Raw genomic sequence first — 20,348 nt, 5'->3', positions numbered from 1 at the left:
CCGTGCGCCCTTCCTACCTTAACCTCCCGGCTTGTGTTCTCAGGATTCCTCCCGCTTCACAAACCTTCATCGCTTTCTTCGCTTCTTGCCTGTATCCGGTTTTCAAGGAACGCTGAGGTTTCCCTCAAAACCGAACAGAAACTTCCCTGCGAGGTGCTCTCCATAGAAAGGAGGTGATCCATCCGCACCTTCCGGTACGGATACCTTGTTACGACTTCACCCCAATCATCGGCCCCACCTTAGGCGCCTGAGCGACTTCGGGTGTTTCCGACTCTCGTGGTGTGACGGGCGGTGTGTACAAGGCCCGGGAACGGATTCACCGCGGCATGCTGATCCGCGATTACTAGCGATTCCGACTTCATGCAGGCGAGTTGCAGCCTGCAATCCGAACTACGACCGGCTTTTTGGGTTCCGCTCCGGATCGCTCCTTCGCCTCCCTCTGTACCGGCCATTGTAGCACGTGTGTAGCCCAGGACATAAGGGGCATGATGATTTGACGTCATCCCCACCTTCCTCCGCATCGTCTGCGGCAGTCAGCCTAGAGTGCCCAACTGAATGCTGGCAACTAAGCTCAAGGGTTGCGCTCGTTGCGGGACTTAACCCAACATCTCACGACACGAGCTGACGACAACCATGCACCACCTGTCTCCTCTGCCCCGAAGGGACGAAGTATCTCTACTCCCGTCAGAGGGATGTCAAGCCCTGGTAAGGTTCTTCGCGTTGCTTCGAATTAAACCACATGCTCCACCGCTTGTGCGGGCCCCCGTCAATTCCTTTGAGTTTCAGTCTTGCGACCGTACTCCCCAGGCGGAGTGCTTATTGTGTGTACTGCGGCACGAAGGGCCTTGAAACCCCTCACACCTAGCACTCATCGTTTACGGCGTGGACTACCAGGGTATCTAATCCTGTTTGCTCCCCACGCTTTCGCGCCTCAGCGTCAGCCCTAGGCCAGAAAGCTGCCTTCGCCATCGGTATTCCTCCTGATCTCTACGCATTTCACCGCTACACCAGGAATTCCACTTCCCTCTCCTAGCCTCAAGTCCCCCAGTTTCCAATGACCTTCCGCGGTTAAGCCGCGGGCTTTCACATCAGACTTAAAGGACCGCCTGCGCGCGCTTTACGCCCAATCATTCCGGACAACGCTCGCCCCCTACGTATTACCGCGGCTGCTGGCACGTAGTTAGCCGGGGCTTTCTCGTTTGGTACCGTCACCTAAGGGGCCTACCCTTTCCCTTCTTCCCAAACAACAGAGTTTTACAACCCGAAGGCCTTCCTCACTCACGCGGCGTTGCTCGGTCAGGCTTTCGCCCATTGCCGAAGATTCCCTACTGCTGCCTCCCGTAGGAGTCTGGGCCGTCTCTCAGTCCCAGTGTGGCCGGTCACCCTCTCAGGTCGGCTACGCATCATCGCCTTGGTGGGCCGTTACCTCACCAACTAGCTAATGCGCCGCAGGCCCCTCCGTAATCGGGTCGCACCCTTTCCCTCCTCTCCCATGCGGAAAAGGAGCCTATCCGGGCTTAGCCTCGGTTTCCCCAGGTTATCCCGGTATTACGGGCAGGTTGCCTACGTGTTACTCACCCGTCCGCCACTGTCTAAAAGCCAGAGGCAAGCCTCTCACTTCTAAACCGTCCGACTTGCATGTATTAGGCACGCCGCCAGCGTTCGTCCTGAGCCAGGATCAAACTCTCCATATAAGAGGGTTCCGGAAGTTCCCTTCCTTCCCCCCTGCTCGAGTCTTCTTCCTCGACTCTCAATTCTTCTTGCTTTTATTCCTCACAGGCGTTTCTGTTCAGTTTTCAAGGAACCATGGGTCTTTTTTTCCGCGCCGCCGTGGCAGCGACGTTGGTTATCTTATCACATCGAGGAGCTTTTCGTCAACAGGAAACTTCTGTTAATCTATTCACTTACGGCGTCCGTTTATTTTTACGCACGAATCGGGCCAGTTCTTTCGGAGAGGCAACCCTAGCATATAAGCGAAACATTAATTGATACCTCTCCTCAATCGCAATTCTGGCGAGACCATCCAAACGGCGATCTTCAAGATCGAGAAGCATCTCTTCCAATTCCCGGCGAATTAGATATTCTAATTCCATAAATTCTTTAGGAGAGATTAATAATCCCATCATAGCCATATCCATTCCTCCAAAAGGTGAACCGGCCAGCACGAGCTCCTCTTGAACGGTTCGTAAAGGTCGATTAACTCTGTAGGATTGTTATGTGCTATTTGGGGATTTTTTACTCCATTTTTGGTCTGAAATGAATAGGAAAACCCTTCGTCAGAAAAGGGCGAAAAACTTAATTCATCGAATAACGAACCCCGTTGATTTCAAAACTGGCCGTAATCTCCGCATTTAACGAGTGGGCCGCGGAACAATACTTCTCCATAGAGAGTTGAACCGCCCTTCTCACTTTATCCTCCGTGAGATTTTCCCCTTCCAGAAAATAATGAATGTGAATCTTGGTAAACCGTTTCGGATGCTCCTCCGCCCTTTCCCCATCAATTTCAAGGTGAAAGGAGGCGGGAGTCAGACGCATTTTGTTAAGGATGGACAAGATATCGATGGAGGTGCATCCTCCAAGGCCATTTAATAAAAGCTCCATGGGCCGAGCCGCCCGATTGCTCCCCCCCACGCTTTCCGCAGCATCTACACCTACCACATGACCACTGGGTCCTTTCCCTTCAAAGTACATATGGTCTTTCCATTCCATCACGACTTTCATCATAAGACCTCCTCATAAATTGATGTGTCTGTTGTAACATCCTCTCTCCACTATCCATATCACTTTATTCCCCGAACGTCAACCGATTCGGTGAATGGCCACACTTTTCCTGGAATAGGGCGGGGAAGCCTGTCATACCCTGTACTATGGAGACAAATTGCTAAAGGAGGAAATAAAGTAGTGAAGCGATACTATTGGATTACGATTCGGACTCGGAAAGTGAAACAAGCCCTGATTCTGGTTATCGCCTCCCTCTTTGCAGTAGGATTAATTTACGCCGAGAAAAATAGTATGAGCGTGATCGCCTTGCGAGAACCATCCGCTATATATAGCGTTCCCACCAAAGAGAAGAAGATCGCCCTTACCTTCGACATCAGCTGGGGGGAGATTAGAACCCTGCCGATTCTGGAAGTTCTCCAGGAGGAAGGTGTAAAGAAAGCCACCTTCTTTCTTTCCGGCCCTTGGAGCAGGGATCATGTGGAGATCGTGAGAAAGATTAAGGAAATGGGATATGAAATCGGCTCCCATGGTTATAAGCACACCAATTACAGCCAATTAAGCGACCAGGAAATTCGGGAGCAGATTCTTAAAGCCCATGCCATTCTTAAAGAAATTACCGGGGAAACGCCCACCTTAATACGGACCCCAAACGGCGATTTTGATCAACGAGTGTTGAATATCGCCAACCAATTGGGGTATACCGTGATCCAATGGGATACCGACTCCCTAGACTGGAAAAATCCAGGGGTCGATGCGATTGTGAACCGCGTTCTGACAAAGGTGCATCCCGGTGATATTATCCTTATGCATGCAAGCGATTCCTGCAAACAGACCCATTTAGCCCTTCCAACCATGATTAAGGAACTGCGGAGGAAAGGATATCAATTCGTTACGGTTTCTGAACTGATCTCCGGGTTTGACTCAAAGGTGGAGGAGCTTGAGTAGGGGAAGGCTTTTCTTCCCCTATAAGACGATGCAGAATGAGAAGCTGCCAGGTATTGGCGATGATCAAGGGGATTCCCATATCAACCAAAGAGCGCAGGTTTTCTCCCCGTAAAGCTGGGATAAGCTCCAAAACCGTCATCGTAAACATAAAAAAAAGGCTAGGCGCAAAGGCGGATGGACGCGTCTCTCTCTTTTTAAGATAGGCGACCACAACCGCCCATGCCAACAGCATGGGAGGGAATAAAAAAAGGGACCACTTCTCTCCTCCTTGATTGATTGCGGAAGGAAAAAGATAAAGGTCTATGAAGGAAACCATGACTAAAAGATAGAGGACAAGGTGCCATAACTCTTGTTTCCGAAACAGCCCCAATCCCATCTGATGAATGAGTAAAAATACCAAATACCCGAGAAGACTTAAAGCGCCGAAAATAAGCCCTCCACCGAACCAGCCGACCCCGCCAAGCAGCCATTCCAAAGAGCTCCACTTCTCTTCAACGGCTGCGGCAAACGAAAGAAAAAAACCGGTCAATCCCCCTCCGACTCCTGCCCAGAGCAAGGTGGTTCCAATGAGATACACCAACTTCCGACTATTCATCCGAACACCTACTTACCAACCTTTTATTCAGTTTATTATACCAATTCCGCCCTTAACTGCCTAGATAGGCCAACTCTTTTGACTGAAACTCCCTCTTCCCTTCGGGCATAACGAGTATCTCCCGGAGTTATATTACTAACAAGCCAATCCTACTTTAAAGCGGAAAATGGTGATGGAAATGAAACGTAGAGGAGCTCTTCTTCTTTCCCTCCTCCTTACCGCAGGCATTTCCGGATGTTCTGCCTTTGCAAGCCCGCAAGGCGGAGGGGGAAGCCCTGATTATGAGCAGATAAAAACCATGGTTCAAGATATTTTACAAACGGAAGATGGGAAAAAGGCCCTGCAGCAAACCTTAAAAGATGAGGAGATGAAAAAAGAACTCCTCATGAGTGGCGAGGAAGTGAAGGCGGCAGTACAAACAACTCTCCTCTCCAAACAGGGGCAGGAGGGTTTTAAGAAAATCTTTGAGGACCCGAAATTCTCTTCCCAATTAGCAAAGAGCATGATGAAGGAGAACCAGAGCCTCCTGAAAGACCTGATGAAAGATCCGGAATATCAAAAAATGATGCTACAGGTGATGAAGGATCCGGAATTTGAGAAAAATCTCCTAGACCTGATGAAGTCCTCCGCCTACCGGAACCAAGTGATGGCTGTAATGAAGGATGCCCTGCAAAGCCCCCTCTTTATGGATGAGTTAATGAAGCTGATCGCCAAAGCCCAGGAAGAAGCGATGAAACCTGAAAAGAAGAAGGGCGGCGGCGAAGGCGAAGGGGGCGGTGGTGAAGGGGGCGGCGAAGGTGGAGGCGGCGGTGGCGGTGGAGGCGGTGGCGGAGGTGGAGGTGGAGGAAGACAAGCGGGTGGAGGAGGATAACCTCCGCCGCTTATGCCTTCGTTAATCCAATCACCTTCGTGGCCAACTCTTCATAGATCTGTCCGATTTCCGTATCCCGCTTATATACGGATGGAGAGAAATCGGGCTCCGAGGGATGATTATCGGGAAGGCCGAGCGGGATTTGGGCTAAAAACTCGGTTCGAAGCTCCTCTGCCAATCTCCCTCCGCCTCCCTTGCCGAAGAGATAGGTCTTCTCTCCACAATGGGGACAGATAGAGTATGCCATATTCTCGACAACACCCAAGATCTCGTGCTTTGTTTTCATGGCCATCGCCCCTGCTCGGGCGGCCACAAAGGCAGCCGTCCCATGGGGGGTGGTGACGATAATCTCCTTGCTTTGGGGAATCAGGCTGTGGACATCGAGGGCCATATCCCCCGTTCCGGGAGGCAAGTCTAGGATCATAAAATCCAAATCATCCCATTTCACGTCGTTAAAGAAGGTACGTAACATCTTTCCCAACATGGGACCACGCCAAATGACGGGAGAATTATCAGCCACGAAAAAACCCATCGAGATGACCTGTACGCCCATGCGGAGAACCGGAAGAATCATATCTCCGATGACCGTAGGCCGCTGTTCGATCCCCATCATATCCGGGACACTAAAGCCGTAAATGTCGGCATCGATGATGCCTACTTTCTTCCCAAGGCGTGCTAACGAAACGGCGAGGTTGACGCTAACCGTCGACTTTCCCACACCTCCTTTGCCACTGGAAACAGCAATAAAGGTGGTTTTCGAACCGGGGGCAAGAATGGACGGGGGAGCCGCCGCTTTTTTCTCCGCTCCACCCCTTAATTGTGCAGCCAAAGCGGCCCTTTCTTCATCGGTCATAGAGCCGAAATGAACATGAACCTCCTCCGCCCCGATCGCTTTTAACGCCTTAACAATATCTTCTTCTATCGTAACCTTAAGGGGACATCCCTGAATGGTTAAAATCACATCGAGAGAGATCGAATTCCCCTCTATGCGGATATTTCGAATCATGTTCAAATCCACAAGATTCCGGTTAATCTCAGGGTCTTTGACATCTTTTAAGGCTTCCAACACCTGTCGTTCGTTCATCCTTGATCCCCCATTATGATGGATTCTCACTACGTTCTCATTATATCATGTTCCGACGAATGGGGCGAACATGAAGAGATGATCGTTTCTCTTCCTCCACTTGTTCTCCTGAAGTGTAACGAAGAATGCCTCGGTATATGCTCTCGGCGATCTTCGACTGATACGCCTCATTTCCTAATAGGACCGCCTCCTCCGGATTGGAAAGAAAACCCGCCTCCACCAGAACGGCCGGAACCTTAGCCGCTTTTAAAATAAATATGTCCTGATCTTTTTTCTCCAGCCTGTCCGTATTTCCTAACCCCTTTATGAGTTCCTCTTGGATTAGTTTCGCCAGTCTATAGTTTTCCGGATTGGTTGGATTAAAGAAAGTTTGAGCCCCTCTCCATTGGGAAGAAGGAATGCTATTTAAGTGAATACTGATAAAGAGTTCTGCACCGCTTTGGTTCACCAATTCCGCCCTCACCCTTAAATCCTGCCTCTTCCGTGTTCCTTCCGTTCCGTCCGCCAAATCCTTATCCTCTTCCCGGGTTAAGAGAACAACGGCTCCGGACTGCTGTAAATAATCCCTTAATTTTTTTGCAATTTTTAAAGTAATCTCTTTCTCAACCAACCCATCTTTTGAGACGGCGCCTCCGTCCATCCCTCCATGTCCCGGGTCTAAGACGATCACCATGCCGGAGAGAGGAACAGACCAGGAGGGAGTCGTAAACCATCCCTTCTCCTCATAGGTAAAGATGTAGAATAAAGCGGCCAGGGCGATGGCGAAGAAAAAAAGCTTTTTTAGCTGCTGCATCTCCCAATCCTCCTTGGGGCTTGCTCAAGAAATTATATGGACATAGTGGGCAAATTATACGTTTCAGTTGGACAAAACCATAAAAAAAGACCTAGCTTTTTCAGCGAGGTCCATTTCACCCATGAAAAAAGACCACCTTGAAATGAGGGTGGTCTTTTGAGATCAACTAACGTTTTGAGAATTGGGGAGCACGGCGTGCCGCTTTAAGACCGTATTTTTTCCTCTCTTTCATCCTTGGATCCCGGGTAAGAAATCCTGCTTTCTTCAGCGGCCCCCTAAATTCCGGATCTACCTTAAGAAGAGCCCGGGCGATTCCGTGCCGAATAGCGCCTGCTTGGCCGGTAAAACCACCGCCGTGAATGTTGACCAATACATCATAGTGGCCGAGCGTATTGGTTAGGGCAAGGGGTTGCTTTACGATCAATTTAAGGGTTTCCGTCCCAAAATAATCATCCATATCCCGGCCATTAATAATCACCCGTCCATCCCCCGGAACGAGTCGGACTCTCGCCACGGATTCTTTACGACGTCCTGTGCCATAATATTGTACTTGAGCCATCTCTCTTTCCTCCTTCGCTTATCCTCGCAATTCCCAAACTTCCGGTTTTTGGGCTTGATGGGGATGTTCGGTTCCTGCATATACCTTTAGTTTGGAAAACATTTGACGGCCTAGGCGATTCTTCGGCAACATTCCTCGAATAGCCAATTCCACCATCTTCACAGGGCGGTTTTTAATCATATCCCTGGCTGTAAAGGTCTTAAGACCTCCCGGATATTGGGAATGGAAACGGTAAAGCTTATCGGTCCATTTCTTCCCTGTGAGATGAACCTTCTCTGCGTTAATAATGATCACATGATCCCCAGAATCTAGATGGGGGGTGAAGGTCGGTTTATGTTTGCCGCGAAGAATAAGCGCCACTTCCGATGCTAACCGACCCAGGGTCTTCCCCTCAGCGTCGATCACGTACCATTTCCGGTTCTGAAGGGCTTCCTGGCCGTGGGGCATATAGGTAGTCCGCATGAGACATCCTCCTTTACATTTCTTTTCTCCATATTCTCGTCACTGGTTCAGTTCTCCAATGATTCAGTCCTACTTTTATCATGTAGAGATACCTAGGTAAATCGTTACTTCTATAAAAAAAACGGGGCAGTGGTTTTTTGAATGCCATCTAACATAATACTATACAAAAAGAGGGAAAGTCAAGAAAAAAATACGCCAGGTTCAGTTGTTCTGATGAATCTCACGTTTTAAGTCGAAACGTTCCTTCCGGATAAAGGACTTCTTCCAAGGTTAATCCATGGGGAGGTACGGTAATCCCTGCTTTGGTCCGGTCACCTGATCTAAGGAGTTTGACGATTTCCTTCACATCCCTCCTGCCCCCTCCCACCTCCAACAAAGTCCCTACCAGGATGCGAACCATATTGTACAAAAAACCGTCCCCCCAGAAGGTAAATTGAAGCTCATCCCCTACTTCAACCACCTGGATGTCGTACAGGGTACGAATATGGTTCTTTACCGAACTGCCACTGGCAGCAAAAGCGGAGAAATCATGACGTCCAAGGAGAAATGAAGAGGCCTCCTTGATCTTATCGATCTCGAGGGGATAGGGGTAATGCAAGGCATAATTTCGGGTGAAAAGGTTCCTCATCTTCCCCCGATCAATACGGTAACGGTATCGTTTCCCGACCGCCGAATAGCGGGCGTGAAAGGAGTCTTCCACCGGATAAGCGGCTCGGATCTGAATATCCTCCGGCAGGAATGCTTGAAGGGCATAGGGCCACCGTTCTGGAGGAATGCGTAGATCGGTCATAAAATGAATCACCTGCCCGGTTGCATGGACCCGAGCGTCGGTCCGGCCCGCTCCGGTTACACCGGTTTTTCTTTGGTGAAGGCGAAAAAGGGCTTCCTCCAAACGTTCCTGGATCGTAGGGAGTGTTGATTGGCGCTGGAATCCGTAATAGCGGGTCCCATCATAGGCGACAATCATGGCCATTTTCTTCATTTCCGTCAATGAAGCCACACCCTTTCCCCAATCAGGGCAATCCCCATCAGGAGAAGAAGAAAGGCTACCCAACCATCCCGATGGGTGAAAGTGAGGGTATATCTCCGCGTCCTCCCTCTCCCTCCCCTATATCCCCTCGCTTCCATGCTTAACGCAAGCTCTTCCGCCCGGCGAAAACTGTTGACAAATAAGGGGACGATTAAGGGAAAAAGGGCGTTTACCCTTTTTCTTAGGTTCCTACTTTCAAAGTCGGCCCCCCTGGCCATTTGAGCTTTCATGATCTTTTCCATCTCTTCCAGCAGCGTGGGAATATAGCGAATCGCGATGGTCATCATCAAAGCGATCTCTCCCACCGGCAAACCCAAACGGGAAAAAGGGGAAAGAAGTCTCTCCAACCCTTCCGTTAAGGCGATCGAGGAAGTGGTGAAGGTGAGGAGGGAGGTAAGAAGGAGGAGGTCGGTTAGCCTCAAAGCGGTGAATGCCGCTTCCTTAACCCCTTCGCTATACAAGGAAAGACCGAAAATTTTCCCCAAAAGGAAACCTTCACGTATATAAAACATCTGAAAAAGGCCAAAAAGAAGAATCATGAGGAGAATCCCCCGATACGCTTTCCATTGGTAAGAGAGGGGGATGTCCGAGAAAATGACGGCTAGAAGAGGAGGGAGGCTAAAACCAATGATCATGAGCGGATGCCGAACCAAGAACAGAAGGATGACATAAGCGACGATAAACAGAATCTTCGTTCGAGGATCTACCCGATGCAGAAAAGATTCCCCTGGGTAATATTGTCCAATTGGGATGACGGTTAAACGATCCATGAGCCCTCCCCCTTCATCTGACGAATGAGAAGATCCATCATTTCCGCCTCCCGGTGGGGCCAGGAAATCTCCCCCATTCCCCGAAGCTCTTCCAACCTCTCTTGGAAACGAAGGAGGGGAGAGGGGAGGATCCCGGCCGTAAAAAGACGCTTTCTCTCTCTGTAAACCTCTTTCGGTTTAAGGTCGGCGAAGAGTTCTCCCTCTCTTAAGAAGAGAATTCGCTCTCCGTATTCCAACGCCTCCTCCAGATGGTGGGTAATCAATAGGATCGTGATTCTTTCTTCGCGATGAAGTTCTGAAATTCTTGTAAGCAGGTCAAGCCTTCCTTTTGGGTCGAGACCTGCAGTCGGCTCGTCTAAGATCAGGATTTTCGGATGAATCACCAAAACCCCGGCCAAAGCTACCTTTCTCATCTGTCCGCCGCTCAATTGGAAGGGAGACCGATCCTTAAACTCCTCATAGGAAAGACCGACCCTCTCCATCGCCTGACGTACCTTTAAGGGAATCTTCTCTTCCGGGTACTCATATTGTTTAAGACTAAAGGCAATATCCTGAAAAACCGTCTCTTCAAAAAGTTGGTGTTCCGGATATTGAAAAGCATACCCAATGCGGGAACGAAGTGGAGTTAGATTTTGTTTTTTGGCGGTGATCCGATATTCCCCCACCTGAACTTCCCCCCGGGTCGGGCGAATCAGGCCATTGACCATCTGCGCCAGTGTGGTTTTTCCGGAGCCCGTCTTTCCCATCAAAGCGACAAACTGTCCGGAAGGGATGGTAAGGGTCACATTTTTTATGGCTAAATGGGAAAAGGGGGTCCCTGCCCCATACTCATAACTTACGTTCTGAAAGTGTATTTCCATACGGTCTCCGCCAACCTTCCTTCATCAAGCCCCGTTAAGGGAAGACGGATCCCTTCCCGGGCCAGCCTATCCCAAAGACGGACGGCAAAGGGGGGAAGAAGTGCCGCCTTCTTCAATGTTTCCACCTGGATAAGAACTTCCATGGGTCTCCCCTCGGCCAAAATTCTCCCTCCCTCCATCACGATAAGGCGATCCGCGTAACGAATCTCTTCTAATTCATGGGTGATGTGGACCAGCGTGATTTTCTGCCGATGAAGTTCAATCATCGTTTGAAGGAGTTCATAAGCCCCTTCCGGGTCCAGCATGGAGGCGGCCTCGTCGAAGATGATCACCTCCGGCCTCATCGCCAAAACCCCTGCAATGGCAAGGCGCTGTTTCTGCCCTCCGGAGAGTCGATGGGGTTCCGTCTTTCGATAGGGGGTAAGTTTCATCTGTTCTAACACCTGGTCTGTCCGTCTCTCAATTTCTTGAAGAGGAAGCCCCAAATTTTCCAGCCCAAAGGCAATGTCATCCTCAACGGTCATGGCAACGATCTGATTCTCCGGATTTTGAAAGATCATCCCCACTTTTTGATGAATGAGAGGGAGATCTTCCTGTACGTTGGGATTTAAGCCGAAAATCTTTACCGTACCCTTTTGGGGCAGGAGGAGGCCATTCAATAATTTGGCTAAGGTCGATTTCCCTGATCCATTTCCCCCTAAAATGCCCACCCACTCTCCGGGATAAAGCGCAATATTTACCCCTTTTAATACCCAGTCCCCACTCTCGCTGTAGCGAAAGTACAGATCTTCTGCGGTCAGGATTGGTTCCATCTCCCCGTCTCCCTCCGGATATAAAGAAAGGGGGAGAAAGACTTTCGTCTATCTTCACCCTTTGTCGTGTTGATCCATTCCTTTCTCTTTATTCTTTTACGAATTCGATGATCGCCATCGGAGCTGCATCCCCACGCCGAAAGGTGGTTTTTAATACCCGGGTATAGCCTCCGTTTCGCTCCTTATAGCGGGGCGCGATCTCATCAAATAGTTTTTGCACGGCGTCTTTGCTTTTTTCATCACTCGGGTCAACGGGTTCTTTCCGGACGAAAGCAGCGACCTGGCGGCGGGCATGAAGATCACCTCGCTTGGCCAAGGTAACCATCTTATCTGCGATGGAGCGAAGTTCCTTTGCCTTTATTTCGGTGGTCTCAATCCGTTCATGAATGATAAGATCGGTGATGAGATCCCTAAACAGCGCCTTCCGCGCCGAACTGTCTCTACCTACTTTTGAATAGGCCATGATATCCCCTCCTTTATGCAAAATAGACTAAAGTGCATGGACTCTTAGTCATCGTTTCGCAAATGTAAGCCCATCGCATGAAGTTTAGCAATAACCTCTTCCAAGGACTTTTTCCCCAAATTGCGCACTTTCATCATATCTTCTTCCGACTTTTGAATAAGCTCCTGTACGGTATTGATCCCTGCGCGTTTCAGGCAGTTGTAGGAGCGCACCGATAGATCCAGTTCCTCAATGGTCATCTCCAAGGCTTTTTCTTTCTTATCTTCCTCTTTCTCGATCATGACCTCCGTCGTGCGAGCTCTCTCCGTGAGGGCTACAAAGAGGAGCAAATGGTCGGTCAAGATCTTAGCACCGATGCTAACGGCTTCTTCAGGCCGTATGCTTCGGTTCGTCCAAATCTCCAACGTTAGTTTATCATAGTTGGTTACTTGTCCGACACGGGTATTTTCTACTTGATAATTTACCCGATGAACCGGTGAGTAAATGGAGTCGATGGGAATGACGCCAATGGGGTTATCATCTCGCTTGTTGGCATCTGCCGGAACATATCCGCGTCCCCGGTTCGCCGTCATGCGGATGTGAAGTCTCCCATTGGGGGCGATGGTGGCTATATAAAGTTCCGGATTGAGGATGTCCACATCGCTATCGGCTCGGATATCACCTGCCGTAACCACACCTTCCTCATCCGCTTCGATCTCAAGAATTTTCTCCTCGTCGGAGTGAATGCGAAGAGCTAATTTCTTCAGATTCAGGATGATTTCGGTGGTATCCTCCACAACCCCTTCGATGGTTGAAAACTCATGAAGCACCCCATCAATCTGTACTGTGGTTACAGCCGCCCCGGGAAGTGAAGATAAGAGGATTCTGCGGAGGGAATTCCCAAGGGTCGTTCCGTATCCCCTTTCGAGAGGTTCTACGACGAATTTGCCATAACTCCCGTCTGGAGAAATTTCTACAGCCTCAATCTTTGGCTTTTCTATCTCTATCATTCGACGAACCCTCCTTCAAACGTCAGAGTCGCAGGCGCTTTTAACGAACGTACGGATGTGTACTCATCCATTATTGACCTGTTCCATCCATATTATACCTTTTGATCAGACGCGGCGACGTTTCGGAGGACGGCATCCATTGTGGGGGATGGGCGTTACATCCCGGATCACATTCACCTCTAGTCCTGCAGCCTGTAAAGAGCGGATCGCTGCTTCCCGCCCGGCTCCGGGGCCTTTTACCATCACTTCTACATCTTTCATCCCATGATCCATCGCTGCTTTAGCTGCAGCTTCAGCGGCCATTTGAGCCGCAAAAGGAGTGCTCTTCCTGCTTCCTTTAAATCCTAATGCCCCTGCGCTCGCCCAGGAGATGGTATTCCCATGGGGATCGGTTATGGTGACGATGGTGTTGTTGAAGGTGGAACGGATATGAGCCACACCGGATGGCACGTTTTTGCGATCTTTACGACGGGTACGGACCGTTGCCGTTTTTCTTTTTGCCAACGATTTCAACCTCCTTCTCTATTTCTTCTTATTGGCGATGGTGCGGCGTGGACCTTTCCGTGTACGGGCATTCGTCTTTGTACGTTGGCCGCGAACCGGCAGACCGCGACGGTGGCGCAGGCCACGGTAGCACCCAATCTCCATCAGCCGTTTGATATTGAGAGAGACTTCCCTGCGCAGATCTCCTTCTACCTTTACGTTCTTATCGATATATTCCCGGATGCGATTCACCTCATCTTCGGTAAGATCTTTTACGCGGGTATCGGGATTGACGCCGGTTTCTTTCAAAATCTTGTTGGACATGGAACGGCCAATGCCATAGATGTAGGTCAATGAGATTTCAACCCTCTTGTCTCGGGGGATATCAACACCTGCTATACGTGCCATTCAAAGGACACCTCCTTCCATTAACCTTGGGTCTGCTTATGCTTCGGATTTTCGCAAATGACCATCACTTTACCCTTTCGGCGAATTACTTTGCATTTTTCACAAATCGGCTTAACCGACGGCCTTACCTTCATCTTGTTCCCTCCTTGCCTTGAGAGAATCTCTCAGGTTATTTATAACGGTACACAATCCTGCCCCGGGTCAAATCGTAGGGAGATAATTCTACCGTTACTTTATCGCCCGGCAAGATGCGGATAAAATTCATGCGAATCTTGCCGGAGACGTGGGCCAATATCTTGTGTCCGTTCACCAATTCCACGCGAAACATGGCATTGGGGAGCGGCTCAATGACGGTCCCTTCAATTTCAATCACATCCTCTTTGGCCAATCTCCATCACTCCTTTCATGTGTACTCTCAGTGATAGAATCTTTTATAGAATGGTTAGGATTTCATGGCCTTCTTCCGTGATGACGATGGTATGCTCAAAATGGGCGCAATTTCGGCGGTCAACCGTTATAACGGTCCAATTGTCCGGTAACGTTTCAACATATCGCTCTCCGGCATTTACCATAGGTTCTATCGCCATGACCATCCCCGGTTTAAGCCTGGGCCCATGGCCTGGAGGACCATAATTAGGGATTTGCGGATCTTCGTGTAAATTCTTACCCACTCCGTGCCCTACATATTCACGGACGATCGAGAAGCCGTTTGCTTCCACGTAAACCTGTATGGCATGGGAGATGTCGGTAAGACGATTGCCTGGCTTAGCCTGTTCTAATCCTTTGTAGAGGGATTCTTCTGTCACCCGGAGAAGTTTCTGATCTTCTTCCGAGATCTTGCCGACAGGGTAGGTCCAGGCAGAATCTCCATGGTAACCCATGTAATAGGCTCCGATATCCAGACTAATCACGTCGCCTTCTTTCAATTTTCGATGGCCCGGAATGCCATGTACCAACTCCTCATTCACTGAAGTACAAATGCTGGCAGGATAACCGTTATACCCTTTAAAGGATGGAGTGGCTCCCCATTTGCGGATCTCTCGATCGGCGATGGCATCGAGTTCCTTCGTCGTGATCCCCGGTTCGATCACCTTCGCCAATACCTCATGCGTCTTGGCCACAATGCGGCCTGCTTCCCGCATGATCTCGAGTTCTGCCTGGGTTTTTATTTCGATCATTGGTGAACCCCTCTTAACACAGTTTCGACCATTTGAAACACCTCTTCGATCTCTTTTTTCCCATCGATGTTGTGAAGAATCCCTTTCTCTTCATAATAATGAAGAAGTGGTGTTGTTTGCTCTAGGTTCACCTGAAGGCGTTTTGCCACCGTCTCTTCTTTATCGTCGGCCCTTTGATAGAGCTCCCCGCCGCAACGGTCGCAGATGCCTTCTTTTTTAGGAGGATTGAAGGTGATATGATACGTGGCACCACATTCTTTACAGATTCTCCGCCCCGTAAGGCGCGTTACCAATAGTTCCAATGGAACCTCGATATGAATGACCGCATCCAGTTTCTTGCCGAGTTCCACCAGCGTGTCATCCAGCGCCTTGGCTTGACGAGTGGTTCGAGGGAAACCGTCAAGGAGAAAGCCCCGGGCCGTATCCGGTTTAGACAAGCGTTCTTTGACAATCCCGATGGTTACTTCATCGGGAACCAACAAACCTTGCTCCATATACTCTTTCGCTTTCTTTCCTAGTTCCGTTCCCTCTTTAACCGCTTGGCGGAACATGTCACCGGTGGAAATGTGGGGAATCTTGTAACGCTCTACGATCAGCGCCGCCTGAGTTCCCTTTCCTGCTCCCGGCAACCCCATTACGATGGTGTTCAAATGGATTCCCTCCCCTACTTCTTGATAAAGCCTTCATAGTGCCGCTTGATCAGTTGACTTTCGATTTGTTTCATCGTTTCGAGGGCAACACCGACGACTATGAGAAGGGAGGTTCCTCCGATCCGAACCGCGTGGGGCAATCCTGCAACGGTGGTGAAGAAGACAGGCAGAACGGCTACGGCAGCGAGGAAGATCGCACCCGTTAACGTAATTCGGTTCAGAACTCGGGTGATGTAGACGGCGGTATTCTTCCCCGGTCGAATGCCGGGGATAAACCCTCCATTTTTCTGCATGTTCTCCGCCATTTGCACCGGATTAATTTGAACAAAGGTATAGAAATAACTGAAGGCGATAATGAGGAGAACATAGATAAACATTCCTAAGGGAGCCTGGATTGTAAAATTATTGATCACCCAATTGGCAACGGGGTTCCCCTGCCAAAAACCGGCGATGGTGGATGGGAAAATGACGATGGAGATGGCGAAGATCACCGGAATCACTCCAGCGGAATTTACTTTCAGGGGGAGGTGAGTTGATTGCCCCCCATACATTCTGCGTCCCACCACCCGTTTGGCATACTGGATGGGAATCTTCCGCACACCCTGTTGAATAAAGATGACCCCTGCAATGATGGCCACCACCACGATGGCCATGATGAGGAGGATAACGACGTTTAGGAAATAGTTTACTTGTGTGCCGGTAAACTTGGCCACATAAGTTTGTTCGATGGCGCCGGGAATGCCGGCCACGATGCCTGCAAAAATAATGATGGAGATTCCGTTACCAATCCCTTTCTCGGTGATTTGCTCTCCAAGCCACATGAGAAAGACGGTCCCTGCCGTTAGGGTGACTGCGATGACCAGATAAGAGAAGAACGTGGGATTCACGATCATCCCGAAGGAACGGTTAAAGGCGATGGAAAGACCTACAGCTTGGATTAGACTGAGAAGAGCCGTTCCATAACGGGTAAATTGAGCCAGTTTCCTTCGCCCTGTCTCCCCTTCTTTCGCCCATTCGGCAAACTTGGGAATGACGTCCATGCTCAGAAGTTGAACGATAATGGAAGCGGTAATGTACGGCATAATCCCCATGGCGAAGATGGAGAAATTGGAAAGGGCTTGGCCGGTAAAGGTATCGAGAAAGCCAAAAAAGTTGCTGTTTTGGATACCTTCTTTCAGTTTGGCCACATTGATCCCTGGCACGGGAACGAAGCTCCCCAGACGAAAGACGACCAGCATGAGGAGGGTGAAGAGAATCCTCGACCTTAGATCCGCAACCCGAAAGATGTTGCCGATGGTCTGAAACATCAGATCACCTCAGCCTTTCCGCCCAGGGCCTCAATTTTTTCTACCGCCGATTTGGAGAATTTATGGGCTTTTACAGACAGTTTCACGGTTAATTCCCCGTCTCCCAGAATCTTAATGCCATCGCGAACGTTTTTCACGATGCCTGTTTCGATGAGAAGTGCGGGGTCCACTTCCGTGCCTTCTGTGAACCGATTCAGTTCTTCCACGTTCACATAGGTATATTCTTTACGGAAGGGATTCTTAAAGCCTCTCTTTGGAAGCCGCCGGGTTAAGGGGAGCTGCCCTCCTTCAAATCCCGGACGAACGCCGCCACCGGAACGTGCCTTTTGCCCTTTATGCCCTTTTCCGGCGGTCTTTCCTAAACCGCTGCCGATTCCCCTACCGACCCGTTTCCTGGCGTGCTTCGACCCTTCTGCCGGTTTTAGTTCATGAAGTCTCATGCCTTGCACCTCCTTGTTTGACAGGTTTGCCTTTGTTAAACTTCCTTCACTTCTACAAGATGGGATACCTTTTTAATCATGCCGCGAATGGCGGGGTTGTCTTCATGGACTACCGTTTGGTTCACTTTTTTAAGTCCCAGGGTTTTCACGGTAATCCGTTGTTTTTCCGGACGTCCGATCAAGCTTCTTTTTAAGGTAATCTCCAATTTTGCCATGTGTATCTCCTCCTTTAACCGAGGATTTCCTGTACGGTCTTCCCACGAAGTTTGGCCACTTCTTCCGCTTTCTTCATTCGGCTCAAGCCTTCTACGGTCGCCTTTACCATGTTGATGGAATTGGAGGATCCTAACGATTTTGAGAGGACATCTTTCACCCCGGCCAATTCCAGAACGGCACGAACCGGACCGCCTGCAATCACTCCAGTACCTTCCGAAGCCGGTTTGATGAGGACATTGCCCGCTCCAAAGTGCCCGATCACTTCATGAGGTACGGTGGTTCCTTTTAGCGGAACTTGGATTAAGTTCTTCTTCGCATCTTCAATCCCTTTGCGAATCGCGTCCGGAACTTCGGAGGCTTTGCCGATCCCTGCGCCCACATGCCCGTTCCGGTCACCGACTACGACAAGGGCGCTAAAACTAAAACGGCGTCCTCCCTTTACTACCTTGGCTACCCGGTTGATATGAACCACTTTCTCTTCCAATTCCAACGTGTTCGGATCAATTCGATGTTTCTGCATGCTTCACCCTCCTTTTTTTAAAACTGAAGCCCCGCTTCACGGGCGGAATCTGCCAATGCCTTCACTCTGCCGTGATAAGGGTATCCCCCTCGGTCAAATACAACCTGGGTGAATCCTTTTTCTAAAGCTCTCTTCGCAATCAGAGCCCCCACCTTCTCAGCGGCTTCGATGTTCCCGCCATTTTCAATCTCGCCTTTTAATTCGGGGTCTAGCGTAGAGGCGGATACGAGGGTTACGCCGGCTTGGTCGTCAATCAATTGGGCGTAAATGTGTTTATTGGAACGGAACACATTGAGTCGAGGCCGTTCGTGAGTCCCGTGAAGTTTCCTGCGGATCCGCAAATGCCTAACCTTGCGTTCCTTATTTTTGTCGGTTTTCGTAATCAACGGATGTCACTCCTTTCCACGCGTCGCTTTACCTTACTTCTTCTTGCCGCCTGTTTTCCCTTCCTTACGGCGAATTACTTCATTTTCGTATTTGATCCCTTTCCCTTTATAGGGTTCGGGTTCTTTGAAGGAGCGGATCTTGGCAGCTACTTCCCCCACGCGCTCTTTGTTAATCCCTTTTACGATCACTTTCGTTGCACTGGGAACTTCGATCTCGATCCCCTCCTCGGGCTGGTACTCCACCGGATGGGAATATCCTAACGTAAGGACCAGTTTGTTTCCTTGTTTTGCTGCCCGGTACCCGACACCCACGATGTCCAGGGCTTTTTGATAGCCTTCCGTAACGCCTGTCACCATATTGGCTAAAAGGGCTCGGGTGGTGCCGTGAAGAGATTTGTGAAATTTATCTTCGCTGGCGCGAGCGACGGTAATGCGATCCCCTTCGACCGTTATCTTCATATCCGGATGAAACGTCCGGGTTAATGATCCTTTTGGACCTTTGACGGTAAGCGTATTTCCCTCTTGGGTAACCTGGACGCCGGAAGGAAGGGTGATCGGTTTAAGGCCTATGCGCGACATATGAACACCTCCTATTCACGATTACCAGATGTAAGCAATGACTTCGCCACCCGTTTGAGCGGCCCTGGCTTCTTTGTCGGTCATAACCCCTTTGGAGGTAGAGAGGATAGCGATCCCTAATCCTCCTAATACGCGGGGAATCTCATTTGTTTTCACGTAGACGCGCAATCCCGGTTTACTGATGCGTTTTAAACCGCTGATGACGCGCTCATTATTGGGTCCATATTTGAGGAACAGGCGAAGAAGGCCTTGTTTTGAGTCCTCGATGACCTCGTAGTCGCGGATGAATCCTTCCTTCTTCAGAATCTCGGCGATTTGCCTTTTCATATTGGAGGATGGAATCTCCACTTTTTCATGGCGCACCATATTCGCGTTGCGAATACGGGTTAGCATATCTGCGATTGGATCGGTCATTACCATTGAAATGCCCTCCTTCCCTTGGATTCTAATTACCAACTTGCCTTCTTCACACCGGGGATTTGTCCTTTGTAGGCCAATTCCCGAAAGCAAATCCTGCATAGCTTAAATTTACGGTAAACCGCATGGGGTCTTCCACATCGTTCGCAGCGGGTATATTCCCGGACCGCATATTTTTGCTTCCGTTGCGATTTTATGATCATGGATTTCTTCGCCATGAAACGATCTCCCTCCTTTGTTTAGGATAGTGAGGCGCTACTTGCGGAAAGGCATACCCAATTCTTCCAACAGACCCGCAGCTTGTTCATCATTGGGAGCCGTGGTCACAATCACGATGTCCATGCCTCGAATTTTTTCCACTTTATCATAATCGATCTCAGGGAAAATGAGCTGTTCTCTGATCCCTAAGGTGTAGTTCCCTCTTCCGTCAAACCCCTTCGGGGAGACCCCACGGAAATCCCGTACACGGGGGAGGGCCACATGAAATAGTTTATCAAGAAAATGGTACATTCGCTCGCCGCGAAGGGTTACTTTCACTCCGATCGGCATTCCTTCACGCAGCTTAAAGCCTGCAATCGATTTTTTGGCTCTGGTGATCACCGGTTTTTGTCCCGCGATGAGGGTCAGGTCATTCACCGCTGCATCGAGAAGTTTTGCATTTTGGACCGCATCGCCGACACCGATGTTGATGACCACTTTCTCAATCTTTGGCACCTGCATCGGATTCTTAAAGTTAAATTTCTTCATGAGAGCCGGGACGGCTTCTTTTTCATATCGTTCTTTTAATCTGGCGGCCATGGGATTCCCTCC

The 20,348-nt window shown here is 49.7% G+C and carries 30 protein-coding genes and 1 rRNA gene; 2 read left to right on the top strand and 29 right to left on the bottom strand.

From position 1 onward, the window contains the following. Positions 1-166: 166 nt before the first annotated feature. From THEAE_RS0119460 to THEAE_RS0119450, 3 genes are all read right to left on the bottom strand, one after another. Positions 167-1,694 (bottom strand): 16S ribosomal RNA (locus THEAE_RS0119460). A gap of 210 nt (positions 1,695-1,904) precedes the next feature. Further along, entirely contained in the window at positions 1,905-2,126 is a 222-nt protein-coding gene (locus THEAE_RS0119455; protein WP_028988538.1) for a hypothetical protein, read from the bottom strand. Positions 2,127-2,295: 169 nt separating this feature from the next. Then, positions 2,296-2,721, bottom strand: a complete 426-nt coding sequence (locus THEAE_RS0119450; RefSeq protein ID WP_028988537.1) for an OsmC family protein — start codon at positions 2,719-2,721, stop codon at positions 2,296-2,298. 180 nt (positions 2,722-2,901) lie between these two features. Here THEAE_RS0119450 and pdaB point away from each other — a divergent pair, with 180 nt between their 5' ends. After that, entirely contained in the window at positions 2,902-3,666 is a 765-nt protein-coding gene (gene pdaB / locus THEAE_RS0119445) for a polysaccharide deacetylase family sporulation protein PdaB (protein WP_005585218.1), read from the top strand. Here pdaB and THEAE_RS21790 read toward each other — a convergent pair. Beyond that, a complete protein-coding gene (locus tag THEAE_RS21790) occupies positions 3,611-4,261 on the bottom strand; it encodes a KinB-signaling pathway activation protein (RefSeq protein WP_052330175.1) in 651 nt (216 codons plus the stop codon). The genes pdaB and THEAE_RS21790 overlap by 56 nt on opposite strands. A 172-nt stretch (positions 4,262-4,433) precedes the next feature. Between THEAE_RS21790 and gerD the strand changes: the two genes are divergently transcribed. Beyond that, positions 4,434-5,132: a spore germination lipoprotein GerD gene (gene gerD / locus THEAE_RS0119435; RefSeq protein ID WP_084213623.1), complete on the top strand. Its 699-nt coding sequence runs from the start codon at positions 4,434-4,436 to the stop codon at positions 5,130-5,132. A gap of 10 nt (positions 5,133-5,142) precedes the next feature. On the opposite strand, the gene THEAE_RS0119430 is transcribed toward gerD, so the two are convergent. The 25 genes from THEAE_RS0119430 to rplE all read right to left on the bottom strand — a co-directional run bounded on the left by THEAE_RS0119430 (position 5,143) and on the right by rplE (position 20,336). Continuing rightward, positions 5,143-6,216 carry an Mrp/NBP35 family ATP-binding protein gene (locus tag THEAE_RS0119430; protein ID WP_028988535.1) on the bottom strand — a complete coding sequence of 358 codons (1,074 nt, stop codon included), beginning with the start codon at positions 6,214-6,216 and terminating at the stop codon, positions 5,143-5,145. 40 nt (positions 6,217-6,256) lie between these two features. Next, entirely contained in the window at positions 6,257-7,009 is a 753-nt protein-coding gene (gene cwlD, locus THEAE_RS21785; protein WP_052330174.1) for an N-acetylmuramoyl-L-alanine amidase CwlD, read from the bottom strand. Between the two features lie 166 nt (positions 7,010-7,175). Beyond that, complete coding sequence (gene rpsI / locus THEAE_RS0119420; RefSeq protein ID WP_005583471.1) at positions 7,176-7,568, bottom strand: 30S ribosomal protein S9; 393 nt, start codon at positions 7,566-7,568, stop codon at positions 7,176-7,178. An 18-nt stretch (positions 7,569-7,586) separates the two neighbouring features. Further along, positions 7,587-8,030, bottom strand: coding sequence for a 50S ribosomal protein L13 (gene rplM, locus THEAE_RS0119415; protein ID WP_005583472.1), 444 nt, complete (start codon positions 8,028-8,030; stop codon positions 7,587-7,589). A gap of 220 nt (positions 8,031-8,250) precedes the next feature. After that, positions 8,251-9,012, bottom strand: a complete 762-nt coding sequence (gene truA / locus THEAE_RS0119410) for a tRNA pseudouridine(38-40) synthase TruA (RefSeq protein ID WP_028988534.1) — start codon at positions 9,010-9,012, stop codon at positions 8,251-8,253. Between the two features lie 5 nt (positions 9,013-9,017). Beyond that, positions 9,018-9,830: an energy-coupling factor transporter transmembrane component T family protein gene (locus THEAE_RS0119405; protein ID WP_005583474.1), complete on the bottom strand. Its 813-nt coding sequence runs from the start codon at positions 9,828-9,830 to the stop codon at positions 9,018-9,020. Next, on the bottom strand, positions 9,818-10,690 hold the full coding sequence (locus tag THEAE_RS0119400; RefSeq protein WP_005583475.1) for an ATP-binding cassette domain-containing protein: 873 nt from the start codon (positions 10,688-10,690) through the stop codon (positions 9,818-9,820). The genes THEAE_RS0119405 and THEAE_RS0119400 overlap by 13 nt, the downstream gene beginning before the upstream one ends. Continuing rightward, positions 10,666-11,502 carry an energy-coupling factor transporter ATPase gene (locus THEAE_RS21780; protein WP_039944584.1) on the bottom strand — a complete coding sequence of 279 codons (837 nt, stop codon included), beginning with the start codon at positions 11,500-11,502 and terminating at the stop codon, positions 10,666-10,668. Before THEAE_RS21780 ends, THEAE_RS0119400 begins: the two co-directional genes overlap by 25 nt. 88 nt (positions 11,503-11,590) lie before the next feature. After that, positions 11,591-11,965 carry a 50S ribosomal protein L17 gene (gene rplQ / locus THEAE_RS0119390; RefSeq protein WP_028988533.1) on the bottom strand — a complete coding sequence of 125 codons (375 nt, stop codon included), beginning with the start codon at positions 11,963-11,965 and terminating at the stop codon, positions 11,591-11,593. A gap of 44 nt (positions 11,966-12,009) precedes the next feature. Then, on the bottom strand, positions 12,010-12,954 hold the full coding sequence (locus tag THEAE_RS0119385; RefSeq protein ID WP_005583480.1) for a DNA-directed RNA polymerase subunit alpha: 945 nt from the start codon (positions 12,952-12,954) through the stop codon (positions 12,010-12,012). A gap of 105 nt (positions 12,955-13,059) precedes the next feature. After that, positions 13,060-13,458, bottom strand: coding sequence for a 30S ribosomal protein S11 (rpsK, locus tag THEAE_RS0119380; protein ID WP_005583481.1), 399 nt, complete (start codon positions 13,456-13,458; stop codon positions 13,060-13,062). A gap of 18 nt (positions 13,459-13,476) precedes the next feature. Next, on the bottom strand, positions 13,477-13,845 hold the full coding sequence (rpsM, locus tag THEAE_RS0119375; RefSeq protein WP_028988532.1) for a 30S ribosomal protein S13: 369 nt from the start codon (positions 13,843-13,845) through the stop codon (positions 13,477-13,479). A gap of 20 nt (positions 13,846-13,865) precedes the next feature. Then, positions 13,866-13,979 (bottom strand): 50S ribosomal protein L36, encoded by a 114-nt coding sequence (gene rpmJ, locus THEAE_RS0119370; protein WP_028988531.1) that lies wholly within the window; start codon positions 13,977-13,979, stop codon positions 13,866-13,868. 35 nt (positions 13,980-14,014) lie between these two features. Further along, the gene (gene infA, locus THEAE_RS0119365; RefSeq protein ID WP_005583483.1) at positions 14,015-14,233 is read right to left on the bottom strand and encodes a translation initiation factor IF-1; all 219 of its coding nucleotides are present in this window, start codon (positions 14,231-14,233) and stop codon (positions 14,015-14,017) included. A gap of 43 nt (positions 14,234-14,276) precedes the next feature. Continuing rightward, the gene (gene map / locus THEAE_RS0119360; protein ID WP_005583484.1) at positions 14,277-15,023 is read right to left on the bottom strand and encodes a type I methionyl aminopeptidase; all 747 of its coding nucleotides are present in this window, start codon (positions 15,021-15,023) and stop codon (positions 14,277-14,279) included. Continuing rightward, a complete protein-coding gene (locus tag THEAE_RS0119355) occupies positions 15,020-15,673 on the bottom strand; it encodes an adenylate kinase (RefSeq protein ID WP_028988530.1) in 654 nt (217 codons plus the stop codon). The genes map and THEAE_RS0119355 overlap by 4 nt, the downstream gene beginning before the upstream one ends. Before the next feature lie 14 nt (positions 15,674-15,687). Then, the gene (gene secY, locus THEAE_RS0119350; protein ID WP_005583486.1) at positions 15,688-16,980 is read right to left on the bottom strand and encodes a preprotein translocase subunit SecY; all 1,293 of its coding nucleotides are present in this window, start codon (positions 16,978-16,980) and stop codon (positions 15,688-15,690) included. Continuing rightward, entirely contained in the window at positions 16,980-17,420 is a 441-nt protein-coding gene (gene rplO / locus THEAE_RS0119345) for a 50S ribosomal protein L15 (protein ID WP_028988529.1), read from the bottom strand. Before rplO ends, secY begins: the two co-directional genes overlap by 1 nt. A 35-nt stretch (positions 17,421-17,455) precedes the next feature. Beyond that, a complete protein-coding gene (gene rpmD / locus THEAE_RS0119340) occupies positions 17,456-17,635 on the bottom strand; it encodes a 50S ribosomal protein L30 (RefSeq protein ID WP_028988528.1) in 180 nt (59 codons plus the stop codon). Positions 17,636-17,649: 14 nt separating this feature from the next. Next, the gene (rpsE, locus tag THEAE_RS0119335) at positions 17,650-18,156 is read right to left on the bottom strand and encodes a 30S ribosomal protein S5 (RefSeq protein ID WP_028988527.1); all 507 of its coding nucleotides are present in this window, start codon (positions 18,154-18,156) and stop codon (positions 17,650-17,652) included. A 17-nt stretch (positions 18,157-18,173) separates the two neighbouring features. Further along, positions 18,174-18,542, bottom strand: a complete 369-nt coding sequence (rplR, locus tag THEAE_RS0119330; protein WP_028988526.1) for a 50S ribosomal protein L18 — start codon at positions 18,540-18,542, stop codon at positions 18,174-18,176. Between the two features lie 33 nt (positions 18,543-18,575). Continuing rightward, positions 18,576-19,121: a 50S ribosomal protein L6 gene (gene rplF, locus THEAE_RS0119325; RefSeq protein WP_028988525.1), complete on the bottom strand. Its 546-nt coding sequence runs from the start codon at positions 19,119-19,121 to the stop codon at positions 18,576-18,578. Between the two features lie 21 nt (positions 19,122-19,142). After that, positions 19,143-19,541 carry a 30S ribosomal protein S8 gene (rpsH, locus tag THEAE_RS0119320; RefSeq protein ID WP_028988524.1) on the bottom strand — a complete coding sequence of 133 codons (399 nt, stop codon included), beginning with the start codon at positions 19,539-19,541 and terminating at the stop codon, positions 19,143-19,145. Between the two features lie 29 nt (positions 19,542-19,570). Then, positions 19,571-19,756 (bottom strand): type Z 30S ribosomal protein S14, encoded by a 186-nt coding sequence (locus THEAE_RS0119315; RefSeq protein ID WP_028988523.1) that lies wholly within the window; start codon positions 19,754-19,756, stop codon positions 19,571-19,573. A gap of 37 nt (positions 19,757-19,793) precedes the next feature. Next, a complete protein-coding gene (gene rplE, locus THEAE_RS0119310; protein ID WP_005583492.1) occupies positions 19,794-20,336 on the bottom strand; it encodes a 50S ribosomal protein L5 in 543 nt (180 codons plus the stop codon). Positions 20,337-20,348: the final 12 nt, after the last annotated feature.

The sequence above is a fragment of the Thermicanus aegyptius DSM 12793 genome (assembly GCF_000510645.1).
Taxonomy (GTDB): domain Bacteria; phylum Bacillota; class Bacilli; order Thermicanales; family Thermicanaceae; genus Thermicanus; species Thermicanus aegyptius.
The sequence above is the reverse complement of the archived record's forward strand: the minus strand, read 5'-3'. Positions and strand labels throughout refer to the sequence as shown.

Coding starts and splice junctions, on each gene's coding strand:
- THEAE_RS21790 (WP_052330175.1), bottom strand. CDS start 4,261: ATGAATAGTCGGAAGTTGGTGTATCTCATTGGAACCACCTTGCTCTGG.
- THEAE_RS0119450 (WP_028988537.1), bottom strand. CDS start 2,721: ATGAAAGTCGTGATGGAATGGAAAGACCATATGTACTTTGAAGGGAAA.
- THEAE_RS0119400 (WP_005583475.1), bottom strand. CDS start 10,690: ATGGAAATACACTTTCAGAACGTAAGTTATGAGTATGGGGCAGGGACC.
- rpmD (WP_028988528.1), bottom strand. CDS start 17,635: ATGGCAAAATTGGAGATTACCTTAAAAAGAAGCTTGATCGGACGTCCG.
- rpsM (WP_028988532.1), bottom strand. CDS start 13,845: ATGGCACGTATAGCAGGTGTTGATATCCCCCGAGACAAGAGGGTTGAA.
- rpsH (WP_028988524.1), bottom strand. CDS start 19,541: ATGGTAATGACCGATCCAATCGCAGATATGCTAACCCGTATTCGCAAC.
- truA (WP_028988534.1), bottom strand. CDS start 9,012: ATGAAGAAAATGGCCATGATTGTCGCCTATGATGGGACCCGCTATTAC.
- THEAE_RS0119405 (WP_005583474.1), bottom strand. CDS start 9,830: ATGGATCGTTTAACCGTCATCCCAATTGGACAATATTACCCAGGGGAA.
- rpsI (WP_005583471.1), bottom strand. CDS start 7,568: ATGGCTCAAGTACAATATTATGGCACAGGACGTCGTAAAGAATCCGTG.
- rpmJ (WP_028988531.1), bottom strand. CDS start 13,979: ATGAAGGTAAGGCCGTCGGTTAAGCCGATTTGTGAAAAATGCAAAGTA.
- rplO (WP_028988529.1), bottom strand. CDS start 17,420: ATGAGACTTCATGAACTAAAACCGGCAGAAGGGTCGAAGCACGCCAGG.
- THEAE_RS0119385 (WP_005583480.1), bottom strand. CDS start 12,954: ATGATAGAGATAGAAAAGCCAAAGATTGAGGCTGTAGAAATTTCTCCA.
- secY (WP_005583486.1), bottom strand. CDS start 16,980: ATGTTTCAGACCATCGGCAACATCTTTCGGGTTGCGGATCTAAGGTCG.
- cwlD (WP_052330174.1), bottom strand. CDS start 7,009: ATGCAGCAGCTAAAAAAGCTTTTTTTCTTCGCCATCGCCCTGGCCGCT.
- rplM (WP_005583472.1), bottom strand. CDS start 8,030: ATGCGGACTACCTATATGCCCCACGGCCAGGAAGCCCTTCAGAACCGG.
- THEAE_RS0119430 (WP_028988535.1), bottom strand. CDS start 6,216: ATGAACGAACGACAGGTGTTGGAAGCCTTAAAAGATGTCAAAGACCCT.
- map (WP_005583484.1), bottom strand. CDS start 15,023: ATGATCGAAATAAAAACCCAGGCAGAACTCGAGATCATGCGGGAAGCA.
- rplE (WP_005583492.1), bottom strand. CDS start 20,336: ATGGCCGCCAGATTAAAAGAACGATATGAAAAAGAAGCCGTCCCGGCT.
- THEAE_RS0119315 (WP_028988523.1), bottom strand. CDS start 19,756: ATGGCGAAGAAATCCATGATCATAAAATCGCAACGGAAGCAAAAATAT.
- rplQ (WP_028988533.1), bottom strand. CDS start 11,965: ATGGCCTATTCAAAAGTAGGTAGAGACAGTTCGGCGCGGAAGGCGCTG.
- THEAE_RS0119455 (WP_028988538.1), bottom strand. CDS start 2,126: ATGATGGGATTATTAATCTCTCCTAAAGAATTTATGGAATTAGAATAT.
- rpsE (WP_028988527.1), bottom strand. CDS start 18,156: ATGCAGAAACATCGAATTGATCCGAACACGTTGGAATTGGAAGAGAAA.
- THEAE_RS21780 (WP_039944584.1), bottom strand. CDS start 11,502: ATGGAACCAATCCTGACCGCAGAAGATCTGTACTTTCGCTACAGCGAG.
- rplF (WP_028988525.1), bottom strand. CDS start 19,121: ATGTCGCGCATAGGCCTTAAACCGATCACCCTTCCTTCCGGCGTCCAG.
- gerD (WP_084213623.1), top strand. CDS start 4,434: ATGGAAATGAAACGTAGAGGAGCTCTTCTTCTTTCCCTCCTCCTTACC.